The 21,257-nt window shown below is 68.4% G+C and carries 22 protein-coding genes and 1 riboswitch; of the genes, 10 read left to right on the forward strand and 12 right to left on the reverse strand.

Going from position 1 to position 21,257, the window contains the following annotated elements; all coding sequences use genetic code 11:
- Positions 1-154: 154 nt before the first annotated feature.
- Complete coding sequence (locus QMK24_RS37310) at positions 155-862, reverse strand: copper homeostasis protein CutC (RefSeq protein ID WP_283471331.1); 708 nt, start codon at positions 860-862, stop codon at positions 155-157.
- Between the two features lie 60 nt (positions 863-922).
- On the opposite strand from QMK24_RS37310, the gene QMK24_RS37315 reads away from it, so the two are divergent.
- Together QMK24_RS37315 and QMK24_RS37320 are read left to right on the forward strand one after the other, a co-directional pair.
- Positions 923-1,627 carry an HD domain-containing protein gene (locus tag QMK24_RS37315; RefSeq protein ID WP_283471332.1) on the forward strand — a complete coding sequence of 235 codons (705 nt, stop codon included), beginning with the start codon at positions 923-925 and terminating at the stop codon, positions 1,625-1,627.
- Positions 1,628-1,720: 93 nt separating this feature from the next.
- On the forward strand, positions 1,721-2,932 hold the full coding sequence (locus tag QMK24_RS37320) for a Cmx/CmrA family chloramphenicol efflux MFS transporter (protein ID WP_283471351.1): 1,212 nt from the start codon (positions 1,721-1,723) through the stop codon (positions 2,930-2,932).
- 59 nt (positions 2,933-2,991) lie between these two features.
- On the opposite strand, the gene QMK24_RS37325 is transcribed toward QMK24_RS37320, so the two are convergent.
- Both QMK24_RS37325 and QMK24_RS37330 read right to left on the reverse strand, forming a co-directional pair.
- Complete coding sequence (locus tag QMK24_RS37325; protein ID WP_283471333.1) at positions 2,992-3,264, reverse strand: DUF4031 domain-containing protein; 273 nt, start codon at positions 3,262-3,264, stop codon at positions 2,992-2,994.
- Positions 3,265-3,266: 2 nt separating this feature from the next.
- Positions 3,267-3,641, reverse strand: a complete 375-nt coding sequence (locus tag QMK24_RS37330) for a DUF8819 family protein (RefSeq protein ID WP_283471334.1) — start codon at positions 3,639-3,641, stop codon at positions 3,267-3,269.
- 60 nt (positions 3,642-3,701) lie between these two features.
- Here QMK24_RS37330 and QMK24_RS37335 point away from each other — a divergent pair, with 60 nt between their 5' ends.
- Both QMK24_RS37335 and murQ read left to right on the forward strand, forming a co-directional pair.
- Positions 3,702-4,679: a MurR/RpiR family transcriptional regulator gene (locus QMK24_RS37335; RefSeq protein WP_502962700.1), complete on the forward strand. Its 978-nt coding sequence runs from the start codon at positions 3,702-3,704 to the stop codon at positions 4,677-4,679.
- Between the two features lie 83 nt (positions 4,680-4,762).
- Positions 4,763-5,704, forward strand: a complete 942-nt coding sequence (gene murQ, locus QMK24_RS37340) for an N-acetylmuramic acid 6-phosphate etherase (RefSeq protein ID WP_283471335.1) — start codon at positions 4,763-4,765, stop codon at positions 5,702-5,704.
- Positions 5,705-5,886: 182 nt separating this feature from the next.
- Here the strand turns inward: murQ and groL are convergent, their stop codons facing one another.
- The 4 genes from groL to thrC form a co-directional block, all read right to left on the reverse strand.
- Positions 5,887-7,512 (reverse strand): chaperonin GroEL, encoded by a 1,626-nt coding sequence (gene groL, locus QMK24_RS37345; protein WP_283471336.1) that lies wholly within the window; start codon positions 7,510-7,512, stop codon positions 5,887-5,889.
- A gap of 383 nt (positions 7,513-7,895) precedes the next feature.
- Positions 7,896-8,099 (reverse strand): cold-shock protein, encoded by a 204-nt coding sequence (locus tag QMK24_RS37350; RefSeq protein ID WP_009339379.1) that lies wholly within the window; start codon positions 8,097-8,099, stop codon positions 7,896-7,898.
- 408 nt (positions 8,100-8,507) lie between these two features.
- The gene (locus tag QMK24_RS37355) at positions 8,508-8,783 is read right to left on the reverse strand and encodes a MoaD/ThiS family protein (protein WP_283471337.1); all 276 of its coding nucleotides are present in this window, start codon (positions 8,781-8,783) and stop codon (positions 8,508-8,510) included.
- Positions 8,780-10,099 carry a threonine synthase gene (gene thrC / locus QMK24_RS37360; RefSeq protein WP_283471338.1) on the reverse strand — a complete coding sequence of 440 codons (1,320 nt, stop codon included), beginning with the start codon at positions 10,097-10,099 and terminating at the stop codon, positions 8,780-8,782. Before thrC ends, QMK24_RS37355 begins: the two co-directional genes overlap by 4 nt.
- Before the next feature lie 17 nt (positions 10,100-10,116).
- A riboswitch (SAM riboswitch) is annotated at positions 10,117-10,258 on the reverse strand.
- Between the two features lie 221 nt (positions 10,259-10,479).
- Between thrC and QMK24_RS37365 the strand changes: the two genes are divergently transcribed.
- Together QMK24_RS37365 and QMK24_RS37370 are read left to right on the forward strand one after the other, a co-directional pair.
- Entirely contained in the window at positions 10,480-11,466 is a 987-nt protein-coding gene (locus tag QMK24_RS37365; RefSeq protein ID WP_283471339.1) for a glucosyl-3-phosphoglycerate synthase, read from the forward strand.
- Between the two features lie 86 nt (positions 11,467-11,552).
- Positions 11,553-12,992, forward strand: coding sequence for an alpha,alpha-trehalose-phosphate synthase (UDP-forming) (locus QMK24_RS37370; protein WP_283471340.1), 1,440 nt, complete (start codon positions 11,553-11,555; stop codon positions 12,990-12,992).
- 219 nt (positions 12,993-13,211) lie between these two features.
- Here QMK24_RS37370 and QMK24_RS37375 read toward each other — a convergent pair whose 3' ends face one another.
- The 4 genes from QMK24_RS37375 to QMK24_RS37390 form a co-directional block, all read right to left on the reverse strand.
- Positions 13,212-13,430 (reverse strand): ATP-binding protein, encoded by a 219-nt coding sequence (locus QMK24_RS37375; protein WP_283471341.1) that lies wholly within the window; start codon positions 13,428-13,430, stop codon positions 13,212-13,214.
- Positions 13,431-13,524: 94 nt separating this feature from the next.
- Complete coding sequence (locus tag QMK24_RS37380) at positions 13,525-14,247, reverse strand: DUF4352 domain-containing protein (RefSeq protein ID WP_283471342.1); 723 nt, start codon at positions 14,245-14,247, stop codon at positions 13,525-13,527.
- Positions 14,248-14,695: 448 nt separating this feature from the next.
- On the reverse strand, positions 14,696-15,154 hold the full coding sequence (locus tag QMK24_RS37385; protein WP_283471343.1) for a hypothetical protein: 459 nt from the start codon (positions 15,152-15,154) through the stop codon (positions 14,696-14,698).
- Entirely contained in the window at positions 15,151-15,540 is a 390-nt protein-coding gene (locus tag QMK24_RS37390; RefSeq protein WP_283471344.1) for an ATP-binding protein, read from the reverse strand. Before QMK24_RS37390 ends, QMK24_RS37385 begins: the two co-directional genes overlap by 4 nt.
- A gap of 115 nt (positions 15,541-15,655) precedes the next feature.
- Between QMK24_RS37390 and QMK24_RS37395 the strand changes: the two genes are divergently transcribed.
- The gene (locus tag QMK24_RS37395) at positions 15,656-16,468 is read left to right on the forward strand and encodes a helix-turn-helix domain-containing protein (RefSeq protein WP_283471345.1); all 813 of its coding nucleotides are present in this window, start codon (positions 15,656-15,658) and stop codon (positions 16,466-16,468) included.
- A complete protein-coding gene (locus QMK24_RS37400; RefSeq protein WP_283471346.1) occupies positions 16,465-16,716 on the forward strand; it encodes a DUF397 domain-containing protein in 252 nt (83 codons plus the stop codon). The genes QMK24_RS37395 and QMK24_RS37400 overlap by 4 nt, the downstream gene beginning before the upstream one ends.
- Before the next feature lie 191 nt (positions 16,717-16,907).
- Here QMK24_RS37400 and QMK24_RS37405 read toward each other — a convergent pair whose 3' ends face one another.
- On the reverse strand, positions 16,908-19,181 hold the full coding sequence (locus QMK24_RS37405; RefSeq protein WP_283471348.1) for a hypothetical protein: 2,274 nt from the start codon (positions 19,179-19,181) through the stop codon (positions 16,908-16,910).
- Between the two features lie 198 nt (positions 19,182-19,379).
- On the opposite strand from QMK24_RS37405, the gene QMK24_RS37410 reads away from it, so the two are divergent.
- Positions 19,380-19,874 carry a hypothetical protein gene (locus QMK24_RS37410; protein WP_283471349.1) on the forward strand — a complete coding sequence of 165 codons (495 nt, stop codon included), beginning with the start codon at positions 19,380-19,382 and terminating at the stop codon, positions 19,872-19,874.
- A gap of 348 nt (positions 19,875-20,222) precedes the next feature.
- Entirely contained in the window at positions 20,223-20,687 is a 465-nt protein-coding gene (locus QMK24_RS37420) for a hypothetical protein (RefSeq protein WP_283471350.1), read from the forward strand.
- Positions 20,688-21,257: the final 570 nt, after the last annotated feature.

Here is a 21,257-nt window from a genome sequence, read left to right on the forward strand (position 1 = left end):
GATCGAGTCGACCTGAGGGGGACGGGGCCGTAGGGGTGGGGGTTCGAAATGCTGCCGAGCTAGTCGATGGGCCGCCTGGAACGTAAAGAGGCGATTTCGAACCGCCGCCCCGGAGGACCCGGCCCCCGGACCCACCAGCCCGCCGCGCAGGCGGTCAGCCCACCGGGACCGGCGCATCCAGCAGGGCGCGCCACTCGCGGGTGGCGGTGACGTCGACAGGGGAAGCCCAGCCCGCAGGGCGCACCGCTCCGCCGACGTGGAAAGCGTCGATCCCCGCCCCCCGCAACGCCGGCAGATGTTCGCGGTTGAGCCCTCCCCCCACGAGAATCCGCGGCTCGTACCCCGGCTCGGAGGCGGCAGACCGCGCGGCCTCGGCGACGAGAACGCCGAGCCCGTCGTCGACGCCCTTGGCCGAGCCGGCCGTGAGGTACGTGTCGAGCCCCGGCAGCCCCGCCAGCTGCAAGCGCGCGGCGTGGCGGTCGGCGGCGCGGTCGATGGCGCGGTGGAACGTCCACCGGCAGCCGTCGATGACGTCGGCGACCGCGTAGACCGCTTCGAGGTCGGCCGCGCCGCGCCCGTCGAGGAAGCCGAGGACGAATTCGTCCGCGCCCTCGCGGCGCAGCCCCTCGGCCGCGGCGCACAGCGCGTCGAGGTCGCCCGCGCCGAAGCCGTCTGCCAGCCGCAGCATGACGCGGAGCGGGATGTGCACGGCCGCGCGGATGGCGGCAAAGGTCTCGCGGGACGGGGTGAGGCCGTCCGCGGCCATGTCGGCGACCAGCTCGAGGCGGTCGGCACCGCCGGTCTGGGCCGCTACGGCGTCGTCGACGCCGAGGGCGATCACCTCGAAAATTGGTCTAGACATATAGCCAAGAGTGCCACATTCGCCACTCCCGCGCGAGCCCCCAGGCGCACAATAGTCACCATGGCCGCTACCCCCGCGATGACGCACCCGCAGCATGCCGCATTGCTCACCCAATGGTGTGACCTGCTGCGCCGCACCCGGGTCGCCCCGGTATCCGCCCCGGGATCCGTACCGGAGCCCGCCCCGGAACCCCCAGAACCCGACGTCTACGGCGAGGACCTCCTCGCCCGGTGGAGCGAAGGGCAGCGCTGGTATCACACCACGGATCATCTGGTCGCGGTTCTCGACCACATCGCGGAGCTGGCCGCGTACGCCGATGACCCGGATGCCGTACTGCTCGCCGCCTGGTTCCATGACGCGGTCTACCGCCCCGACCGCTCGGAGAACGAGGAGCGCAGCGCGCGGCTGGCCGAGCGGGCGCTGGCCGAGGCCGGGGTCGACGCCCCGCGCACCGCCGAGGTGGTCCGGCTCGTGCTGCTCACGACCAGCCACGACCCGGCCCCCGGCGACCACAACGGCGAGGTGCTCTGCGACGCCGACCTCGCGGTCCTGGCCGGCGAGCCGGCCGCGTACGCCGCCTACGCCGCCGCCGTCCGCCAGGAGTACGGCTTCGTCCCCGACGACGCCTTCAGAACCGGCCGTGCCGCCGTGCTGCGCCAGCTGCTGGCCCTGCCCCAGCTGTTCCGCACCCCGGTCGGCCACGAGCGCTGGGAGCACATCGCCCGGCGCAATCTCTCCACCGAGCTGGAACTACTGCTCGCCTGACGGGGCCAGAACGCAGGAACAGGGCCGGGAATATGCAGGTCACGCGCGGCGCTCATAACCGGTATGCCCTCCGCCGACGCCAAGCGCTCCCGCATGCCCGTAGCCGTCTACGTCCTCGGTCTCAGCGTCTTCGCGCTCGGCACCTCGGAGTTCATGCTGTCGGGCCTGCTGCCGCCGATCGCCGCCGACCTCGGCGTCAGCATCCCGCGCGCCGGGCTGCTCATATCGGCGTTCGCGATCGGCATGGTCGTCGGGGCGCCGCTGCTCGCCGTGGCCACCCTCCGGCTCCCCCGCCGCACCACCCTGATCGCGCTGATCACCCTCTTCGGCCTCGGCCAGGTCGCGGGCGCCCTCGCGCCGAACTACGCGCTGCTGTTCGTCTCCCGCGTGGTCAGCGCGCTCGCCTGCGCGGGCTTCTGGGCGGTCGGCGCCGCCGTCGCGATCTCGATGGTCCCGATGAACGCGCGGGCCCGCGCCATGGCCGTCATGATCGGCGGCCTGAGCATCGCCAACGTGCTGGGCGTTCCCGCCGGAGCGTTCCTCGGTGACCAGTTCGGCTGGCGCTCCGCCTTCTGGGCGGTGGCCGTGATGTCGGCGGTGGCCCTCGTCGGCGTTGTCGCCCTCATCCCCCGCATACCCATTCCCGACTGCCGTCCCAGGCTCCGCGAGGAGCTGCGCATCTACCGGGACCGCCATGTGTGGCTCGCCGTCGCCACCACCGCCCTCGCGGCGGGCGGCGTCTTCTGCGCGTTCAGCTATCTCGCGCCGCTGCTCACGGATGTGGCCGGGCTGCCCGAGGGTTCGGTGCCCGCCGTCCTCGGCCTCTTCGGTGTCGGCGCGCTCGTCGGCACCGCGATCGGCGGCCGTTTCGCGGACGCCCATCTGTTCGGTGTGATGCTCAGCGGCATCACCGCGTCCACGGTCTTCCTGGCGGTGCTCGCGCTCACCGCGCAGAACCAGGTCGCCGTAATCGCGCTCTCGTTCCTGCTCGGCCTCTCGGCGTTCTTCACCGCCCCCGCGCTCAACGCCCGCATCTTCAACGTGGCGGGCGCGGCCCCCACCCTCGCCGGCGCGACCACCACCTCCGCCTTCAACCTCGGCAACACCGCCGGCCCGTGGCTCGGCGGTGTCGTCATCAGCGGCGGCTTCGGCTTCGCGGCCACCGCCTGGGCAGGCGCCGCACTGACCGCCGTCGCCATCGGCGTCGTGATCGTCTCGTTGCGCCAGCACGGGGCAAGCCACGTCATCGCCGGCAACGCGGTCGCCTCGAAGCCGGTCCCGGCCCCCGCCCCAACACCCCGCTGAACGGTTACGTGTGAGCGCCTACGTGCGAACGCTCACGTCTGAACGCCTCGTCTGAACGCCTACGTCGCGTCCGGGGCCGGTTTGCGCCGCCGCAACCCGGCGGCGATGAGCCGCCGCACGATCTCCTTGCTGCCGACCTCCACCGCGCCGAGCTCGACGGCCGAGCGGTACCGCGAGGCCGGCACGTCGTAGTGGTCCCGCTCGAACGCCCGCGGCGGGCAGCCGATCCGCGCGGCGAACGCGTGCAACTCGGCGTAGGAGACATCGCTGACAAGGTGCGACCACATGCGCGCGTGCCCCGGCCAGGTCGGCGGGTCGATGTAGACCGTCATCCTCAGCTCGACCCGCCGGAACTCAGCCCGCCGGAACTCAGCCCGCCGACCGGCGCGACGACCGACCCGGCGGTCTCGCAGACCCAGTGCGGGTCGGGCCCGAGCTCCGGTTCGACGGCGAGTCCGTGCGGGTCCTCGCACAGCGGGCACAGCGGCCAGCGCCCGAAGCGCGCCAGGAGGGCGTCCTGAACGTCCTGGGCGATCAGCCCGGCAACGAATTCGATGCCCTCGGGCCACTGCTCGACCCACCAGCGCCGCTGCGTGACGGCGTTCTCGACCAGAGAGACGACATCGGGTCCTGAAACGTCCCGTGCGGCGAGGTCGGCGAGTATGAGCGCCCGCGCGCCGTGCAGGGCCTCTTCGAGATCACGATCCATCCGTCTATTCTGCCTTCTGGCCTCTTGACGCCCCACCGCCCTGAAAATATCTTTCACGATGTGACGTACAGCGTGAAGGAAACTTTCCCCCAGCGCGCCCGGCCATCGCGTGACGCCTCCGCCGCGCCCGCCGCGTCCACCACACCTCCCCAGCTCCCCGATCCCGGGGCTCTCGCCGCCAAGGTGCGTACGGTCGGGCCGTCGATGACCCGCTCGATGCAACGGGTGGCCGAGGCGGTGGCGAGCGATCCCGCCGCCTGCGCGCATCTCACCGTGACCGCGCTCGCGCAACGCACCGGAACCAGCGAGGCCACCGTCGTCCGCACTTCGCGCCTGCTCGGCTATCCCGGCTACCGCGATCTGCGGCTGGCGCTGGCCGCACTCGCCGCGCAGCAGGCGGCGGGCGTGCCGCCCGCCGTGACCGCGGACATCGCCGTGGACGACCCGCTGACCGACGTGGTCGCGAAACTGGCGCACGAGGAGCAGCAGACGCTCGCCGACACCGCCGCGCAGCTCGACGTGACGCAGCTGGAGGCGGCCGTCGGGGCCCTCGCCGCGGCGCGCCGGATCGAGGTGTTCGGCATCGGCGCGTCCGGCCTGGTGGGCCAGGACCTGGTCCAGAAGCTGCTGCGAATAGGGCTCATCGCGCACGCGCACGGCGACACCCATCTGGCCATCACCAACGCGGTGCAGCTGCGGGCCGGCGATGTGGCCATCGCCATCACCCATTCGGGCAACACCCATGACGTCATCGAGCCGCTACGGGTGGCCTTCGACCGGGGCGCGACCACTGTGGCCATCACCGGCCGACCGGACGGCCCGGTCACCCAGTACGCCGATCATGTACTGACCACCTCCACCTCGCGGGAGAGCGAGCTGCGGCCGGCGGCGATGTCCAGCAGGACCAGCCAGCTCCTCGTGGTGGACTTCCTGTTCATCGGCGTCATGCAGCGCACCTACGAGACCGCCGCTCCCGCCCTGTCCGCGTCGTACGAGGCTCTGGCTCACCGGCACAGCCCCCGCACCACCCGCTCCTAGTCGCCCGGCGACGCCGCGCCACGGCCCTCGCGCCATGACGCCGCGCCACGACTCACCGCTTCACGTAAGGACGTACGAGCCGCATGTCCCCCTCCACCGACTCCGACTACTCCGAGCTGCGCCGGGAACTGGAGACCCTCACCACCGAGGCGTTCCGGCCGGAGCTCTCCGAGATCGACCAGCTGTCCACCCTGGAGATCGCCCGCACGATGAACGGTGAGGACGCCACCGTTCCGGCCGCGGTCGCCGCGCAGCTGCCCGCCATCGCCGCCGCGATCGACGGCATCGCCGAGCGGATGGCGCGCGGCGGGCGGCTGCTCTACGCCGGGGCGGGCACCGCTGGCCGGCTCGGGGTGCTCGACGCGAGCGAGTGCCCGCCGACGTTCAACACCATGCCGGGGCAGGTCGTCGGACTGATCGCGGGCGGCCCGTCCGCCATGGTCACCGCGGTGGAGGGCGCCGAGGACAGCAGGGCGCTGGCCGCCGCCGACCTGAACGCACTGGCCCTGGGCCCGGACGACAGTGTGGTGGGGGTCTCGGCGTCCGGCCGCACCCCGTACGCGATCGGGGCCGTGGAACACGCCCGCGTCCGTGGCGCGCTCACCATCGGGCTGTCCTGCAACGAGGGTTCCGCGCTCGCGGCGGCGGCCGAGCACGGCATCGAGGTCGTGGTCGGCCCCGAACTGCTCACCGGATCGACCCGGTTGAAGTCCGGCACGGCGCAGAAGCTGGTCCTCAACATGCTCTCGACGATCACGATGATCCGGCTCGGCAAGACGTACGGGAATCTGATGGTCGATGTCCGGGCGTCGAACGAGAAGCTGCGGGCGCGGTCGCGCCGGATCGTGGGGCTCGCGACGGGGGCCGGTGACGCGGCCATCGAGGCCGCGCTCTCGGCGACCGAGGGCGAGGTCAAGCCGGCCATCCTGACGATCCTCGGCAGGATCGACGCCCCGACGGCGCAGCGGCTCCTCACCGAGTCCGGCGGCCATCTGCGCGCCGCGCTGGAGGCCGCCCACCGGTGACCGCATCGGTCCGCCCGGCAGGCGGTCCGTCCTCAAGTTCCCCCAACCACCGCTGGGAGGCGCCCCCTGGACGGGCCGGCCGATTGCCGCGCGGACACAGAACGCGCCCGAGGGCGGCACCCCCCAGTGGGGGTGCCGCCCTCGGGCGGACTGACGGAGTGCCGGACTGCTGACCGCGAAGGTCAGAAGTCCATGTCGCCACCCGGCATGCCGCCACCGCCTGCGGCGGCACCGGCCTTCTCGGGCTTGTCGGCGATGACGGCTTCCGTGGTGAGGAAGAGCGCGGCGATGGAGGCCGCGTTCTGCAGCGCGGAGCGCGTGACCTTGGCGGGGTCGATGATGCCTTCGGCGATCATGTCGACGTATTCGCCGGTCGCGGCGTTCAGGCCGTGACCGATGGGGAGGTTGCGGACCTTCTCCACAACGACGCCACCTTCGAGGCCACCGTTGACGGCGATCTGCTTCAGCGGGGCCTCGAGGGCCAGCTTCACGATCGCGGCGCCGGTCGCCTCGTCACCTTCGAGCTCGAGCTTCTCGAACGCGACGGCGGCCTGGATGAGAGCGACGCCACCACCGGCGACGATGCCCTCTTCGACGGCGGCCTTGGCGTTGCGCACCGCGTCCTCGATGCGGTGCTTGCGCTCCTTGAGCTCGACCTCGGTCGCGGCGCCGGCCTTGATGACGGCAACGCCGCCGGCCAGCTTCGCGAGGCGCTCCTGGAGCTTCTCACGGTCGTAGTCCGAGTCCGAGTTCTCGATCTCGGCACGGATCTGGTTGACGCGGCCGGCGACCTGGTCGCTGTCACCGGCGCCGTCGACGATCGTGGTCTCGTCCTTGGTGATGACGACCTTGCGGGCCTTGCCGAGCAGGTCGAGACCGGCGTTCTCGAGCTTGAGGCCGACCTCCTCGGAGATGACGGTGCCACCGGTGAGGATGGCGATGTCGCCGAGCATGGCCTTACGGCGGTCACCGAAGCCCGGAGCCTTGACGGCGACGGACTTGAAGGTGCCACGGATCTTGTTGACGACGAGGGTGGAGAGCGCCTCGCCCTCGACGTCCTCGGCGATGATCAGCAGCGGCTTGCCGGACTGCATGACCTTCTCGAGGAGCGGGAGCAGGTCCTTGACGGACCCGATCTTCGAGTTGACGATCAGGATGTACGGGTCGTCGAGCGACGACTCCATACGCTCCAGGTCGGTTGCGAAGTAGGCGGAGATGAAGCCCTTGTCGAAGCGCATGCCCTCGGTGAGCTCAAGCTCGAGCCCGAAGGTCTGCGACTCCTCGACAGTGATGACGCCTTCCTTGCCGACCTTGTCCATCGCCTCGGCGATGAGCTCGCCGATCTGGGTGTCGGCGGCGGAGATGGAGGCCGTCGAAGCGATCTGCTCCTTGGTCTCCACATCCTTGGCCTGCTCGAGCAGCTGAGCGGAGACGGCCTCGACGGCCTTCTCGATGCCGCGCTTGAGGGCCATCGGGTTGGCGCCCGCGGCTACGTTGCGGAGGCCTTCCTTGACGAGGGCCTGGGCGAGAACAGTCGCGGTCGTCGTGCCGTCACCGGCGACGTCGTCGGTCTTCTTCGCGACTTCCTTGACCAGCTCGGCGCCGATCTTCTCGTACGGGTCCTCGAGCTCGATCTCCTTGGCGATGGAAACACCATCGTTGGTGATCGTGGGGGCGCCCCACTTCTTCTCGAGGACGACGTTGCGGCCCTTCGGGCCGAGGGTGACCTTGACGGCGTCGGCGAGCTGGTTCATCCCGCGCTCGAGGCCGCGCCGAGCTTCCTCGTTGAACGCGATGATCTTGGCCATAGAAGTGGTCCTCCCGGACAGGGGTGGATTGCTCCGGACCGCGTGGCGCCCGCGACGGACGGCCTGCCGACCACCGGGCTCTTCCCGACGGTCGAACGGGCCTCGCCGACCCGGTCCTTCTGTCACTCTCACTGTCAGAGTGCTAACGCCAATGATTAGCACTCGCCCATGGAGAGTGCAAGCGGCCCGGAGGGTCTCGATGAGGGGTGGTGGTCGGGCGACGGGCGGGCGCAAGCGACTGTGGATAACTCGGGGTCCGGGTCGGGGTGCGCGAGCGACCGTGCGCGGGGTGCCGGAGCGGGACGCACGAAAGGCCCGCATCCCAGTGGGAACACGGACCCTTCGGCGTGAGTGCGTAGCGCCGTCGGCGGCGCTCCGGAGCTTCAGCCGGCCAGGCGGACCATGTCAGCCTGCGGCCCCTTCTGACCTTGCGAGATCTCGAACTCGACCCGCTGGCCTTCTTCGAGGGTGCGGTAGCCGTCCATCTGGATCGCGCTGTAGTGGACGAAAACATCCGCACCACCGTCGACCGCGATGAAGCCGTAGCCCTTCTCCGCGTTGAACCACTTGACGGTGCCCTGAGCCATCCCTAACTCCCCTATTGCTGGTCCTATCGCGAATCCGCACTTCGCGGACCCGGGTCAGACCTCACCCCCGCCAAGGTCGGGGGCGTGCGCCGGAACGCGTCGACCGCGGCCGAATGTATCCGTACGGATGCCCTCTGCAACAGGTCAATCGGACGAGAATTCTGGGCACGACCGATCGGAAATACAGGGAGGAATAATAAGGATCCGGGGCAACTCGGACTGGACATACTTCGCCTACAAGACAATCATCTCGTTAATTTGGCGATAAATCGCCGCGCCAAGTAAGGGGTGGCGCAGGAGTCCACCGCAACTGTACCCCGATTCAACTACCGCCCCGCACACAGATACCCCGCCCACCACAGGGGTGGACGGGGCATGAGCCCGTGCTGGACTGGGTAGTGACGGAGGTCAGCCCCCGGCTACCGCCGGAATGATCGAGACGTTCGCGCCGTCCGGGATCGCGGTTTGCAGACCCTCGGAAAAGCGCACGTCGTCGTCATTCACATAAACGTTCACAAAGCGCCGGAGCTTGCCCGTGTCATCGAGAACACGCCCCGAAATACCCGTGTGGTTCTTCTCCAGCGACTCGAGGATCTCGGAGAGCGTCGAACCCTCGGCCGGCACTTCGGACTGGCCGCCGGTGTAAGTGCGGAGAATGGTCGGAATACGAACAGAAGCACTCATGCGAGGCCAGCCTCTCGGAACGCGGCAAGGGTCGGACGGATGACAGCGGTCGGGCCGGTGGTCGGGGCGACCGCGTCGAGGGTCTTCAGGCCGTCACCCGTGTTGAGGACGACGGTCTCCAGTGCCGGGTCGAGCTGACCGGTCTCGATCAGCTTCTTCAGCACACCGACGGTCACCCCGCCCGCGGTCTCGGCGAAGATGCCCTCGGTGCGGGCCAGCAGCTTGATCGCGGCCACGCACTGCTCGTCGGTGACGTCCTCGACCGCGCCGCCCGTGCGCCGGGCGATGTCGAGCACATACGGGCCGTCGGCCGGGTTGCCGATCGCCAGCGACTTGGCGATGGTGTCCGGCTTGACCGGGCGTACGACGTCATGGCCGGCCTTGAAGGCCGCCGAGACCGGGGAGCAGCCCTCGGCCTGGGCGCCGTAGATCTTGTAGGGCTTCTCCTCGACCAGACCGAGCTTGATCAGCTCCTGCAGCCCCTTGTCGATCTTCGTGAGCTGGGAGCCGGACGCGATCGGGATGACGATCTGGTCCGGGAGCCGCCAGCCGAGCTGTTCGCAGATCTCGTACGCCAGGGTCTTGGAACCCTCGCCGTAGTACGGACGCAGATTGACGTTGACGAAGCCCCAGTCCTCGCCGATCGGGTCACCGATCAGCTCGGAGCAGAAACGGTTCACGTCGTCGTAGTTGCCCTCGATGCCGACCAGCTCGCCACCGTAGACCGCCGCCATGACGACCTTGCCGGCCTCCAGGTCGTGCGGGATGAACACACAGGAGCGGAAACCGGCGCGGGCGGCGGCGGCGCCGACGGCGCCCGCGAGGTTGCCGGTGGAGGAGCAGGAGAGGGTGGTGAGGCCGAAGGTGCGGGCGGCCTCCAGGGCGATGGCGACGACCCGGTCCTTGAAGGAGTGGGTCGGGTTGCCGGAGTCGTCCTTGATGTACAGGCCGCCGGTGACACCCAGCTCACGGGCCAGGTTGTCGGCCTTGACCAGCTTGGTCCAGCCCGGGTTCAGATTGGGCTTGCCGGCCACATCGGCCGGGACGGGCAGCAGCGGCGCATAGCGCCAGATGTTGGCGGGACCGGCTTCGATCTGCTTGCGCAGCGCTTCCGGGTCCCCGGTGGGAAGGTCGTACGCCACTTCGAGCGGCCCGAAACACTCCTGGCACGCGAAGACCGGACCGAGCGGGAAGCGTTCTCCGCACTCGCGGCAGGAAAGCGCGACGGCGGGTCCGAAAGCAGCGGAAGCAGCGGATGCTGCGGGCGCGGTGCTCGCGGAGGTTTCAGTAACGTTGTCGATGGTCTGCACAGCCATGACGGCGAGGCCCCTTCTCCTCATCTTCCCCGCGACGACGATCGCCACGAGACGGAATTGGCACCTTCCCCACCTGGCCTCGCGTCGTCGACGACGAGATATGGCGGGAGGGTTGCCGGGACTTCTGCGGGCCGTTCCCTCAGTCCCTCTGGATGAGCGCTGTGGCACCGGACTCTCACCCGGGCATTTGTTTTCCGTGGTGACCCCCGGCATGCGGTGGTCACTCGCGTTGTTCAAGACTGTAACCGACGACCCGGACACTTGAGATAGTCGTCCGAACCGCGAGACGGATCACATCACGGGAACACCGGGTGACGGATACCCCTTCCATCACCTTCCATCCCCTACCCCTTCCATCCCCTACGCCAGGAGACACGCGCGTGCTGCAAGAGGTGGAGCGCTGGCTGGACCGACGCTCCTGGTCCGCCGACGACCGGCCGCTCGACCGGCTGCTCGCCGCCAAGCGCTCCGCGGGCGCCCAGGGCACGGTGAGCGTGGTGCTGCCCGCCCTCAACGAGGAAGCCACGGTCGGGGCGATCGTGCGGACCATCCGCGGCGAACTGATGAGCGGGCCCGTACCCCTGGTGGACGAGCTGATCGTGCTCGATTCGGGCTCCACGGACCGTACGGCTGAGGTCTCGGCGCGCGCCGGAGCCCGGGTCGTGCACCGCGACGAGATACTCCCGGAGCTGCCCGCCGTACCCGGGAAGGGCGAGGTGCTCTGGCGTTCGCTTCTGGTGACCAGCGGCGAGATCGTCTGCTTCATCGACGCCGACCTCCGTGACTTCGACGCGCGGTTCGTATACGGAATCGTCGGCCCACTGCTGACCGAGCCCGGGGTCCAGCTGGTCAAGGCGATGTACGACCGGCCGCTGGAGACCGGCGACAGCGTCGTACCGGCGGGCGGCGGGCGCGTCACCGAGCTGGTCGCCCGTCCGCTGCTCAATCTCCACTGGCCGCTGCTGGCGGGCTTCGTCCAGCCGCTCGGCGGCGAGTACGCTGCCCGCCGCTCCCTGCTGGAGCGGCTGCCCTTCCCCGTCGGCTACGGGGTGGAGCTGGGCATGCTCATCGACGCGCTGAACACCGTAGGACTGGACGCGCTGGCCCAGGTGGACGTGGGAGTGCGCCACCACCGGCACCAGGACGGCCAGGCGCTGGGCCGGATGGCCGCGACGATCTACCGCACCGCACAGGTGCGGCTGGCGCGCGGGCAGCTGGTACGGCCGGTGCTCACCCAGTTCGACCGCGGCCCCGACGGCGGCTTCGAGCCCCGGACCCACCAGGTGGCGGCCGAGGAACGGCCCCCCATGATCACGATCGCCGAGTACGCGAACCGCCGGGGTGTCCTCAATCGCCGGACGGGCTGATTTTCAGCCCGTCCGGCGATTGAGGACCGATTGAGGACAGCGTTTCCCCAGGTTTGCGGCCGCAGGCCCCCGGCTAGGCTGGCGGCATGGTCGCACAGAGCGCAGCCCGGATTCTGGTCGCTTCCAATCGCGGGCCCGTCTCGTACAGCCTCGACGAGGCCGGCACGCTGACCGCCAAGCGCGGCGGCGGCGGCCTGGTGTCGGGGCTGAGCGCGATCGGCCCGGACGCCGGCGCCGTCTGGGTGTGCGCGGCGATGAGCGAAGGGGACCGCGAGGCGGTCCGCAGGGGAGAGGGCGACCCGCAGGTGCGGATGCTCGGCATCGAGCCGGACGTCTTCGCCGCCGCCTACAACTCCATCGCCAACTCCGTCCTCTGGTTCGTCCACCACCTGCTCTTCCAGACCCATCTGGAACCGCTCCTCGACGAGGACTTCCGGCAGGACTGGGCCTCCTACGAGACGTACAACGCCGCCTTCGCGGACGCGCTGGCCCAGGAGGCGGCGGACGGCGCCACCGTCCTGGTGCAGGACTACCACCTGTCGCTAGCCCCCGGCATGCTGCGCGAACGCCGCCCCGACCTGAGGATCGGGCACTTCTCGCACACCCCGTGGGCGCCGCCGGACTACTACCGGCTGCTGCCCGACGACATCGGCGCGCAGCTCCTCACCGGCATCCTCGGCGCCGACCGCGCCGCCTTCCTCACCCGGCGATGGGCCGAGGCCTTCGCCGCGTGCTGTGCGGACGTGCTCGGCGCGACCGTCGCGCACGACGACGCCGGCGAACTGACCGTCACCCACGAGGGCCGCACCACCCGGATCGGCGTGCACGGCCTGGGCGCCGACGGCGACTTCCTGCGCGAGCGCTCGCACGAACCCGACGTCGAGCAGCGGCTCGCCACGCTGCGCTCCGAGATCGGCCCCGGCCGCAGGACCATCGTCCGGGTCGACCGCACCGAACTCTCCAAGAACATCGTGCGCGGCTTCCTCGCCTACCGGCAGCTGCTCACCGAGCACCCGGAATGGCACGAGCGCGTCATCCACATCGCCTTCGCCTACGAGTCCCGGCACGATCTGGCGGTGTACCGGGAGTACACCGCCGAGGTGCAGCGGGTCGCCGACGAGATCAACGCGGAGTTCGGAACCGCCGGCTGGCAGCCGCTGCTCCTGCACGTCAAGGACGACTTCGCCCGCTCCCTCGCCGCCTACCGGATCGCCGACGTGGCCCTGGTCAACCCGATCCGCGACGGCATGAACCTCGTCGCGAAGGAGATCCCCGTCGTCTCGGACGACGGCGTGGTGCTGGTCCTGTCCCGCGAGGCGGGCGCCTACGAGGAACTCGGCGACGACTCCCTGGTCGTGAACCCCTACGACATCCGCGCCACCGCCCACGCCCTCCACGAGGCCCTCACCCTCGGCGAGGACGACCGCACCGAACGCACCAAGCGCCTGGCCGCAGCAGCCACCGCCCTCCCCCCGGCCGCCTGGTTCCTGGCCCAACTGAACGCGCTGGGCTCGGACCTGGACTGATCGGCGAAGGGCCCGGTGCCCGCATCCCTTCCGGATGCGGGCACCGGGCCCTCGGCTTGCGCGGAGTCGGTCAGGCAGGTCCGGGCACGTAGCCCTGGAGGTCGATGATGACGTCGACGGTGCCCACCCCACGGCGCATGGGCCGCCCCCCGGCGGCTGCGGCATCGTGCAGTTGACAGATCTTTGCAGATCAGCCGCCACCGGGACAGCCCCAGAACGTCACCGCAGCACCACCCACACCTGCTTGCCGGTCGGCGTGAGCGTCATGCCCCACCGGTGGGTCGTCATCGCGATCAGATGCATGCCGCGCCCGCGCTCGGCCGAGCAGTCGGGGCGCGACGGCAGCCACGGAGTTCGCACCACCCCGCCGGACGAGAAGACCCAGTTCTCGCTGAAGTGACCCTGGGGCGGCTCGATCGTCCGCCAGGACGCCGCCACGCACCCGGGCACCTTCGTAAACCCGTCGGCTCCTGACCCCCGCTCCTGCCGGCGGAGCGTGTGCCCGCGGTCTCAGCAGTGGATGTCCGCGATCTCAGTGGATGTCCGCGCCGACAATTGTGCCGTCACGAACCGTGTAGGTCCCGGAGAAGACGCGGTGGCTGCCGTCCGTCTGTGTGGCGTCGAGAGTGACGCTCACGGTGTTGCCCTGGACACCGGACACCGACACCGCGTCGGTGGCGGTGCCGGCGAAGCCGGCGATGAAGCCCTGAAGGGAGCCGTTCAGGTTCTTACCGCCCAAATTCCACGCCGTGAGGTAGTCGTGGGCATTAATGGCAGAGTAATAGTTCTCGACGACCTGGCGGGGGCTCGTCCCCTCGGCGGACGTGGGTGCGGGCGCGGTGGAGGCAGTCGCTGTGGGCGCCCGGGCAGTACCCGCGGTCGGAGATCCCTTTTCTACGCCCTGCACGGTCCACTGGCCGGTGTTGTCGGCGAAGCCGGAATTCAAGGTGAACTGCACTTTGGCGATCACAGAGCCCTTCGGCACTTCGAACGTGATGAAGCCCAGCGCCGAGCTGCCCGAGGTGAGCCGGACGATGCCAGGGAAACTGGGCCCCGCATTCGTGTCGGCGATCGTGGAGTTGAAGGCCTGGCCCTGAGTATCGATCACCTGCGCCCCGTTGGACGGGGCGTCTGAGTACACGGCCGTCCCTGTGTCACGCAGCCGGAACTGCACGGCCACGAAGCGCTTTCCCGCGTCCGGAGTGAAGACTTCGGCGCCTGCCGGATCCACGACCCGCGTGACGGTGACGGCCATGTGCTCACCGTCACCGGAACCCACTAGATCCAGTGAGTCGCCGATCTGTGCCTTTTGCGGGCCTGCATTGGTCGGCAACGCGGTAGGACCCGGTACGGAAGAGCCTGACGCGGAAGGCTGCAAGGAGGACGGGGACGTGGTGACCGTTGGCGAGGTACAGCCGACAGCCACGGTGGCGAGCACTACGCCGAAGAAGGATGACGCACACCACCATTGAGCGCGATGCATGGTCATCGCCTCCTGAGAAGCGTCTGCGCATTGTCCGCATTTTGTTCTCTACCTCACCATATATTCCTCTCCGCATCCGCGCGCGTCGGTGGTATTGGTCGGCATCCCGGCGCATCGACTCGGAGACCTAGCGATCCATGTCCGCCCGGCGCCATGACCAGGAGATGAGCCACGGCCCCGGATCCCGTCGATTACCAGATCGAGGCCCGGGCTGAGAAGGTCACCGGCGCGGGTACGAGTGGCGGCTGATGCCGAGGCGGATGCGGTTCGTGCGGACGGTATCGGCGAGGTACGTCTCGATCTCCTCGCGTGGGGCATCACGGGACAGCGGGACGAGGCCGACCAGTACGGCCGTCGGCCCGCCCTCGCGGACGAAGGAGGCCCAGCGTTCGCTGACCGCGACCTGCATCAGATGACCGGCCCGGTCCAGGCGCACGGTGGCGCGGCCCGCGCCCGCGACGGCGATGCGCTCGCCGATCTCGGGTAGGCGACGGCCCGGCGCGGACAGCCCGAGTGCGCGGGCAAGGGTTTCGCCCGAGGCGGGGATGGGGTGGACGAGAAGGAGGAACGCGACCCGTCCGAAGCCGGTGTGGTCCAGCCAGGACCAGGACGCGGTGCCGTTGATCAGGGCGGGGGTCGGGCGGGGGGTCAGGTGAGGAGTCAGGCCGGGGGGCGTCACCGCAGCACCACCCACACCTGCTTGCCGGTCGGCGTGAGCGTCGTGCCCCAGCGGTGGGCCGTCATCGCGATCAGATGCATGCCGCGTCCGCACTCGGCCGAGCAGTCGGGACGCGGCATGACGACCGGGAGCACACGGGAACGGTCGCTGACGGCCGCTCGCACGCCGTCCTCTGGCAACCGGTCGAGCGTCAGCTCGCAATCCGGGGAACCCGCGTGGCGATGGACGTTGGCCAGTATCTCCGTGACGCAGAGCGCCGCCGCGTCCGCGAGATCCTCGCGCCCCCAGGCGCTCAACTGGTCGCGCACGACCTGGCGCACGGCCGCGATTCGGGCAGGCTCGGCGCTCAACCGCATCGCCGTTGTGGGTGGAGATTCCGACGTCATGTCCCATACGCTCCCGCGCGCTGGCTAGCCTGACCAGGTACGACCTGAACACGCGTCAGTTGGGTACGGCGAGCCGGGTCTTGTGTACGGCGTGTGCAACGGAGGGGTGAGGCCCGTGTCCGCGAAGAACGAAGGATCGGCGAGCATGAGGATGTTCGGCGCGGTGATACGGGCGCTGCGCGAGCCGAACGGGATCTCGACGGACGAGCTGGCCGCTCACGTCGGCTACTCGAAATCGCTGATCATCAAGATCGAGCGGGGCGAACGCATGCCACCGCCGGACTTCATCGAGAAGGCGGAGCCGCTGCTGGGGGCGGGTCCGGTGCTCCGGAAGGCCGCAGAGCATCTGGAACGCAGCGAGTTCCCGTCGTGGTTCGAGGAGTACGCGGAGCTGGAGCGTACAGCTGTCAGCGTCTACAAGTACGACACTCTCGTGATCAACGGCCTGTTGCAGACCGAGGACTACGCACGCGCTCTCTTCGACGGTCGCTGCCCCGTCCTTGACGCCGAGGAGATCGAACGACGCGTGCAGGCCCGCATGGCACGACAGGCGCTGCTGACTCGGACGCCGTCCGCGCAAACCGCGTTCGCCATCGAGGAGTGGGTTCTGCGTCGCCCGGTGGGCGGACCGGATGTGCAAGGACGGCAGTTGATCCACTTACTGGAGGTGGGAAAGCAGCGGAGCGTCACGATCCAGGTTCTGTTGACGCGCTACGGGGCACACGCCGGGGTCGACGGCCCCCTGACGCTGCTGGAGACGCCGGAACGACAGCTGCTCGCCTACCTTGAAGTGCAGGCACGAAGCATGCTGATCGATGATCGGGACGAAGTCAGCGAGCTCAACCAGCGCTATGCGAGGATCCGTTCACAAGCCCTCTCGCTAGAGGACTCCGCGAAGTTGATCGAGCAAATTGCAGGGGAGCTATGACCTCCGAACTCGCTTGGTTCAAGAGCAGCTACAGCGGCGCCGAGGGCGGCGACTGCATCGAAGTCGCCCTGGAATGGCGTAAGTCCAGCCACAGCGGCAGCGAAGGCGGTCAGTGCGTAGAGGTCGCCACCTGCCCCGGCACCATCCACGTACGGGACTCCAAGGACCCTGCCGGACCGGCGCTGGCCTTCTCTGCCGACGCGTGGTCGGCGTTCGTCACGTATGCCGCCGGAGCGCCGGTGATCTAGGTGCTGTTGGTCTTCAGGTCGTGGAGTTCGGTGCGGTGTTCCCAGCGGACGGCGAGTGCTTGCCCAGGCCGCGCGGCCGCGCGGACCGCGGGCCGCCGGGTCGGCCGCGGAACGGTCGTGGCCGACCTGAAGGGGCACCCCTTCCTGGCGGCGCCCCTTCAAGTTTCAGGCCCTGCGGCCGTCAATTGGTGTTACTCGGCGCCGGCGGTCCTGCGGCGACGCCACCAGACGAGACCGACGCCGGCCGCGAGGAGCGCGAGCGCCGCCCCTGCGATTCCGGCGATCTGGGTGCCGGTGTTCGCCAGGCCGCCTCGCGGCCCGGAGGGCTGCTGCTGGCCGGTGTGCCCGGGGTTGGGGGTGTGGCCGGCCGGGGGTGTGGACGGCGGGCTGGTGTGAGTCGGGGTGGGCGTCGGGGTCGGGGTCGGGCCGCCACCACCGCCGTTGTGGCTGGTCGTGTTGCCACCGAGGGCGAGCAGGTCCTTGTTCTCGGCGTCATCCGTCATCGTCTTCACGGAGATGTCGGTGGTGCGGGACAGGTACTTGTGCTCGGCGGCGAATTGGGCCTGGCTGATGTTCTTCTTCGGGGCCTTGGAGAAGTCGACGCCGCCCATGACGCAGGTGGCGTTCTGCCCGGCCTTCTCGCACGGGTAGCTGTAGTCGCCCTGAGTGAAGGACTTCACGTACTCCTTGTAGGTCTGCTCCGGGATCCAGGACGTGTTCTTCCCGCGCAGCGGCCAGTCGGTCACCTTGTTGCTGTTGATGATCGCGTGGTAGTCCGTCGGCGACTTCGCGTCCTGCTGGCGGATCCACTCGGCCGCGACCCGCGAGTTGTAGACGCGGCGGAGGTCGGTGTACTTGGCGTCGGTGTTCACCTTCTTCTCGACGTCCGGGACGATCATCGTGTCCAGAAGGTTCTGCACCCGCTTGTGCTGAGCCTCGGTGAGGTTGCAATCGCCGTTCGGGCTCGGGGTCTTGAAGTCCTGGGGGACGGAGTTGACCTTCAGCGGGGCGTCGAGGATGTACAGGCCGCCGTCCTGTTCGCGCACCACCGCGGGCTTGGGGACGATCCAGTTCCGCACGCCGTGGGTGCAGGGGATGTTCTCCGCCCGGAGCTTGTCCCAGAACTCCTTGCCGATCCCGGCACGGGGGTCCATGTCCCTCGCGTAGTCGTGCTTCATCTCCAGGTCGGCCTGGAGCAGGGCGCGACCGGCGTCGGTCTTGCCGAACGTCTTGTCCATGATCTTGTCGGGCTGGTCCGGGTTGAGGTTGACCCAGAACTTCTCCGGCGTCAGGGCAAGCCAGGTGAAGAAGCTGTCGGAGACGAGCTCGGCCTTCTCCTGGCCGCCGTAGCCGAGGCCGGCGGACTCATCGACCTTCTTCGCGGCGAACGAGTAGTTCAGGCCCTGGCCCTTGACCGGCTTGCCCACATAGCGCAGTTCGAGCGTGGAGAAGTCGACGCCGCCGGGGCCACGGACGCGCAGGCCCGTGGGGTCGTTCGCGCGGATGCGGTCCATCGTCCGCTTCATGTCCGCCGGCGTCGCCGGCGACTGCCGGACGACTTCGGAGCTGCGGCCGATGCTCTTCTTGGTGTCCTGGGCGGTGTACTTGCCCGGCTCGAACTCCGCCTCCGGAGTGGAGACGTGCTCGTACGTCGTCACCCGGCCCGGCCCGCCGAGCTGCTTGAGGCCGTTCGTGAACCGGGTGGTGTCCTCGGACTGCGGCTGACCGAAGGCGTACCGCAGCTTGTAGTCCTTGAACTTCGGGTCCTTCAGGAACGCCCGGTCCTTCGGAGCCTGCTCGCTGTCGTGATTGCCGCCGGACTTGACCTCGACAGCCTCTTGGGTCTTCCGGTTGAACGCGTCGAAACGCCGCTCATAGGTCTTGCCGGTCTCCGGGTCGGTGACCTTGACGGTCTCCTCGCAGATCCAGTCCGGTCCGGTCAGTCCGAGATCCTTGACGATCTTGGCGTGGTAGGCGTTACCGCGCGGGTTACGCCCGTAGACCTCGATGTACGCCTCGTTCAGCCAGTTCTGGAAACCCCCGTACTTGGCGTCCGTTCCACCGTTGCGCGACAGGTAGTCCTTGTAGGTGGCGTACACGCGCTCGGGGGTGCCCTCCGCGTACTTCTTGTAGGGCTGGTCGAGCTTGCCGAGGATCTTGTCCCGATCCGCCGGATCGTCCGGCAGGGTGAGGCCGTCCATGGCCTTGCGCTGATTCGGGAACCCGTAGGAATCCCAATCGGCCTTGGGCCGGACCGCATCCCCGTTCGCCCACGGCAACTTGCTCGGATCCGTCGGGTTGCCGCTCAGCTTGAACATCTCGTCACAGCGCTGCGCCTTCACCGCCGCGTCTGCCGTGCCCTGAAGCTGCGGCAGGCCGCTGACGGAGAGGATGCCGACGGTGGCGAGAGCGACCGCAGCACGTGCCCACACGCGGTGGCGGCGTTTGGTTATCAGATGGTTCACGTGAATTTGTCTTCCCCGGGAGCCCAGATCCGGAGGGGGAAAGAAGTCTGCGGCACCAGGGGCCCCCGTGGTCAGTGGCGCCGCATAAGCACCCCACGCTAGCCTCCGGATGCACAGGAGTTCCACAGATTTCGCGGCGCGCCGCGCCCAACTACCCTTGTATACGGGATCGTTACCCTCCCGCGTAGGCTCTGGACCATGAGTGAGCAGCAGTGGACGGGCCATCCCCGGCTCAGGGCCTGGCTACAGGAGCAGGAAGCGGCGTTCCCGCAGTGGGCCGCCTCCCACCCAGGTGTCTGGGACTTCTCCCCGGACTCGGTCGACAGACTGGAAACGGTGATCAGAACACACTTCTCCTCCTGGGAAGACGTGAGAGCCGCCCAGCGCACCCCGCAGGTGACCGTGCCCGCCTGGTATCTCGGCGAGGTATGCGTGCGCGCCGGCGCCGTATGGAAGTACAACCCCGACTCCCCGGCCGACCCTGAAGCGTGGGAGGGCCCCTTCGTGGGGGTTCCCGGCGATCCCATGGAGGATCCGGACCACGAGGATCTCTACGAGGACGACGACTACCTTCCGGCCACGATCCCTGTGTCCGAGCTACGCGGCATGTTCGTGAAGAGCCCCCAGTGGCACCTTCGGAGCGTCGTGGAGGAGTTCGACGAGTGGCGGCGCGGCAGGGCCGACAGCATCTGACCACGACGGCCTCCGGCACTGGAGGGCGCAGTCAGGGGCGCGGCAGTGTGCCCGCCCGCACCCGGCTTCGCGATAGGAGGAGCTCACGGATTGGCGCCGCCTGGAGCGGTGGCAGCAGGCCGGGGTCTTCGACCAGCTGCACCAAATCCTGCTCGCCGAACTGAACGCGTCCGGCCAACCCGACTGGTCACGGGCCTGCGTGGACGGTTCCCACATCCGCGTAAAGCAGGGGGTGCCGAACTCAAGGTCGTCACCCCCACGGCCAACGTCAACGACGTCACCCAGACCCTCGCCTGCTTATATGGGATTCGAGGAGTTCTCGTTGAGGCTTGAGAGTAGTCTGGTTGAGTGAATCTCCAAGTCCAGATCGAGCTAATTACTAATCCTCAGGACTTCACTCGCCTGTGTAATGCCGTCCCCCAAGCCGAGCATGGAACATATTTCTTAACCATCGACGACGACCGGGCGGATCGTGGTAACGATGGCTACCTCATATCCGAGAAGCGGATGTTTGCCGCGCATTGCTTGAAGAGAATCCAGAACCAAGCCCTCGACGCGGAAATCAGCTCAAAGATGATGAGCGATCTTCAGAAGGCGATCAAACTCAAGGAGCAGGGCGACCGGGAGATCGATAGCTGGACGTTCCTTTCAAATTATCCAATCTTTGAACGAATTTCCGCAGACGTCGTTTCCGCAGGAAAAATGGCAGGGATCGATGTTAGTTGGCGTGGTCAACAAGCGCTCGATGCGACGCAGCCGGCAATAGCCTGGGGATCTTTGACCTTCTGCCCGAACAACTTGCATGCAGCGTAGTCAATTACTGTAAATAGCGCGGGGTGATGCCGCGCATCCGCGGACTGGTCTTGGTGGCGGTGGCCAGCTGGCGTGCGGTATCCGGACTGAGACTCAGTCGATCGTTCACAGGAACCTCCTCGAAGGCGGGCGTCACATCCGGACGGTGGTCAGGTATGACGCTGGAACGAGGTGATCGTCCTCTTGGCAGCCGCCCCATCACAAGGCGGCGTTGCTAGCACTGGGCCTGAAATGTACGAATCGCGAAACGTGCACCCTCGCGGCCTCGGGAGTACCCAATGCGCCCACCTTTCCGACACTCACATATGACGCGATTTGTTCCATTATTGAAGCTTTGTGATCCTAAGAGCCCACTTGGAGGATGGGGGCGGTTCTCTTCGAATTCGACCAGTTGTCCGAAACACGGCGCGACAGGTGGCCTCCTGGCATGCAGGCTGTCTATCGCGGGTCTTCGAATTTATCCGGGCAACGCCTGTCGTCGGCTGCGTCGAGTGGTTGCGCAGCGTGAGCGGAGGCGTTGGTTCTCTCGGTTGCGGAAGCCGAAGGCGTTGCGGGCTTCGAGCTTGATGA

This window comes from Streptomyces sp. PH10-H1, assembly GCF_030063355.1.
Classification (GTDB): Bacteria; Actinomycetota; Actinomycetes; order Streptomycetales; family Streptomycetaceae; genus Actinacidiphila.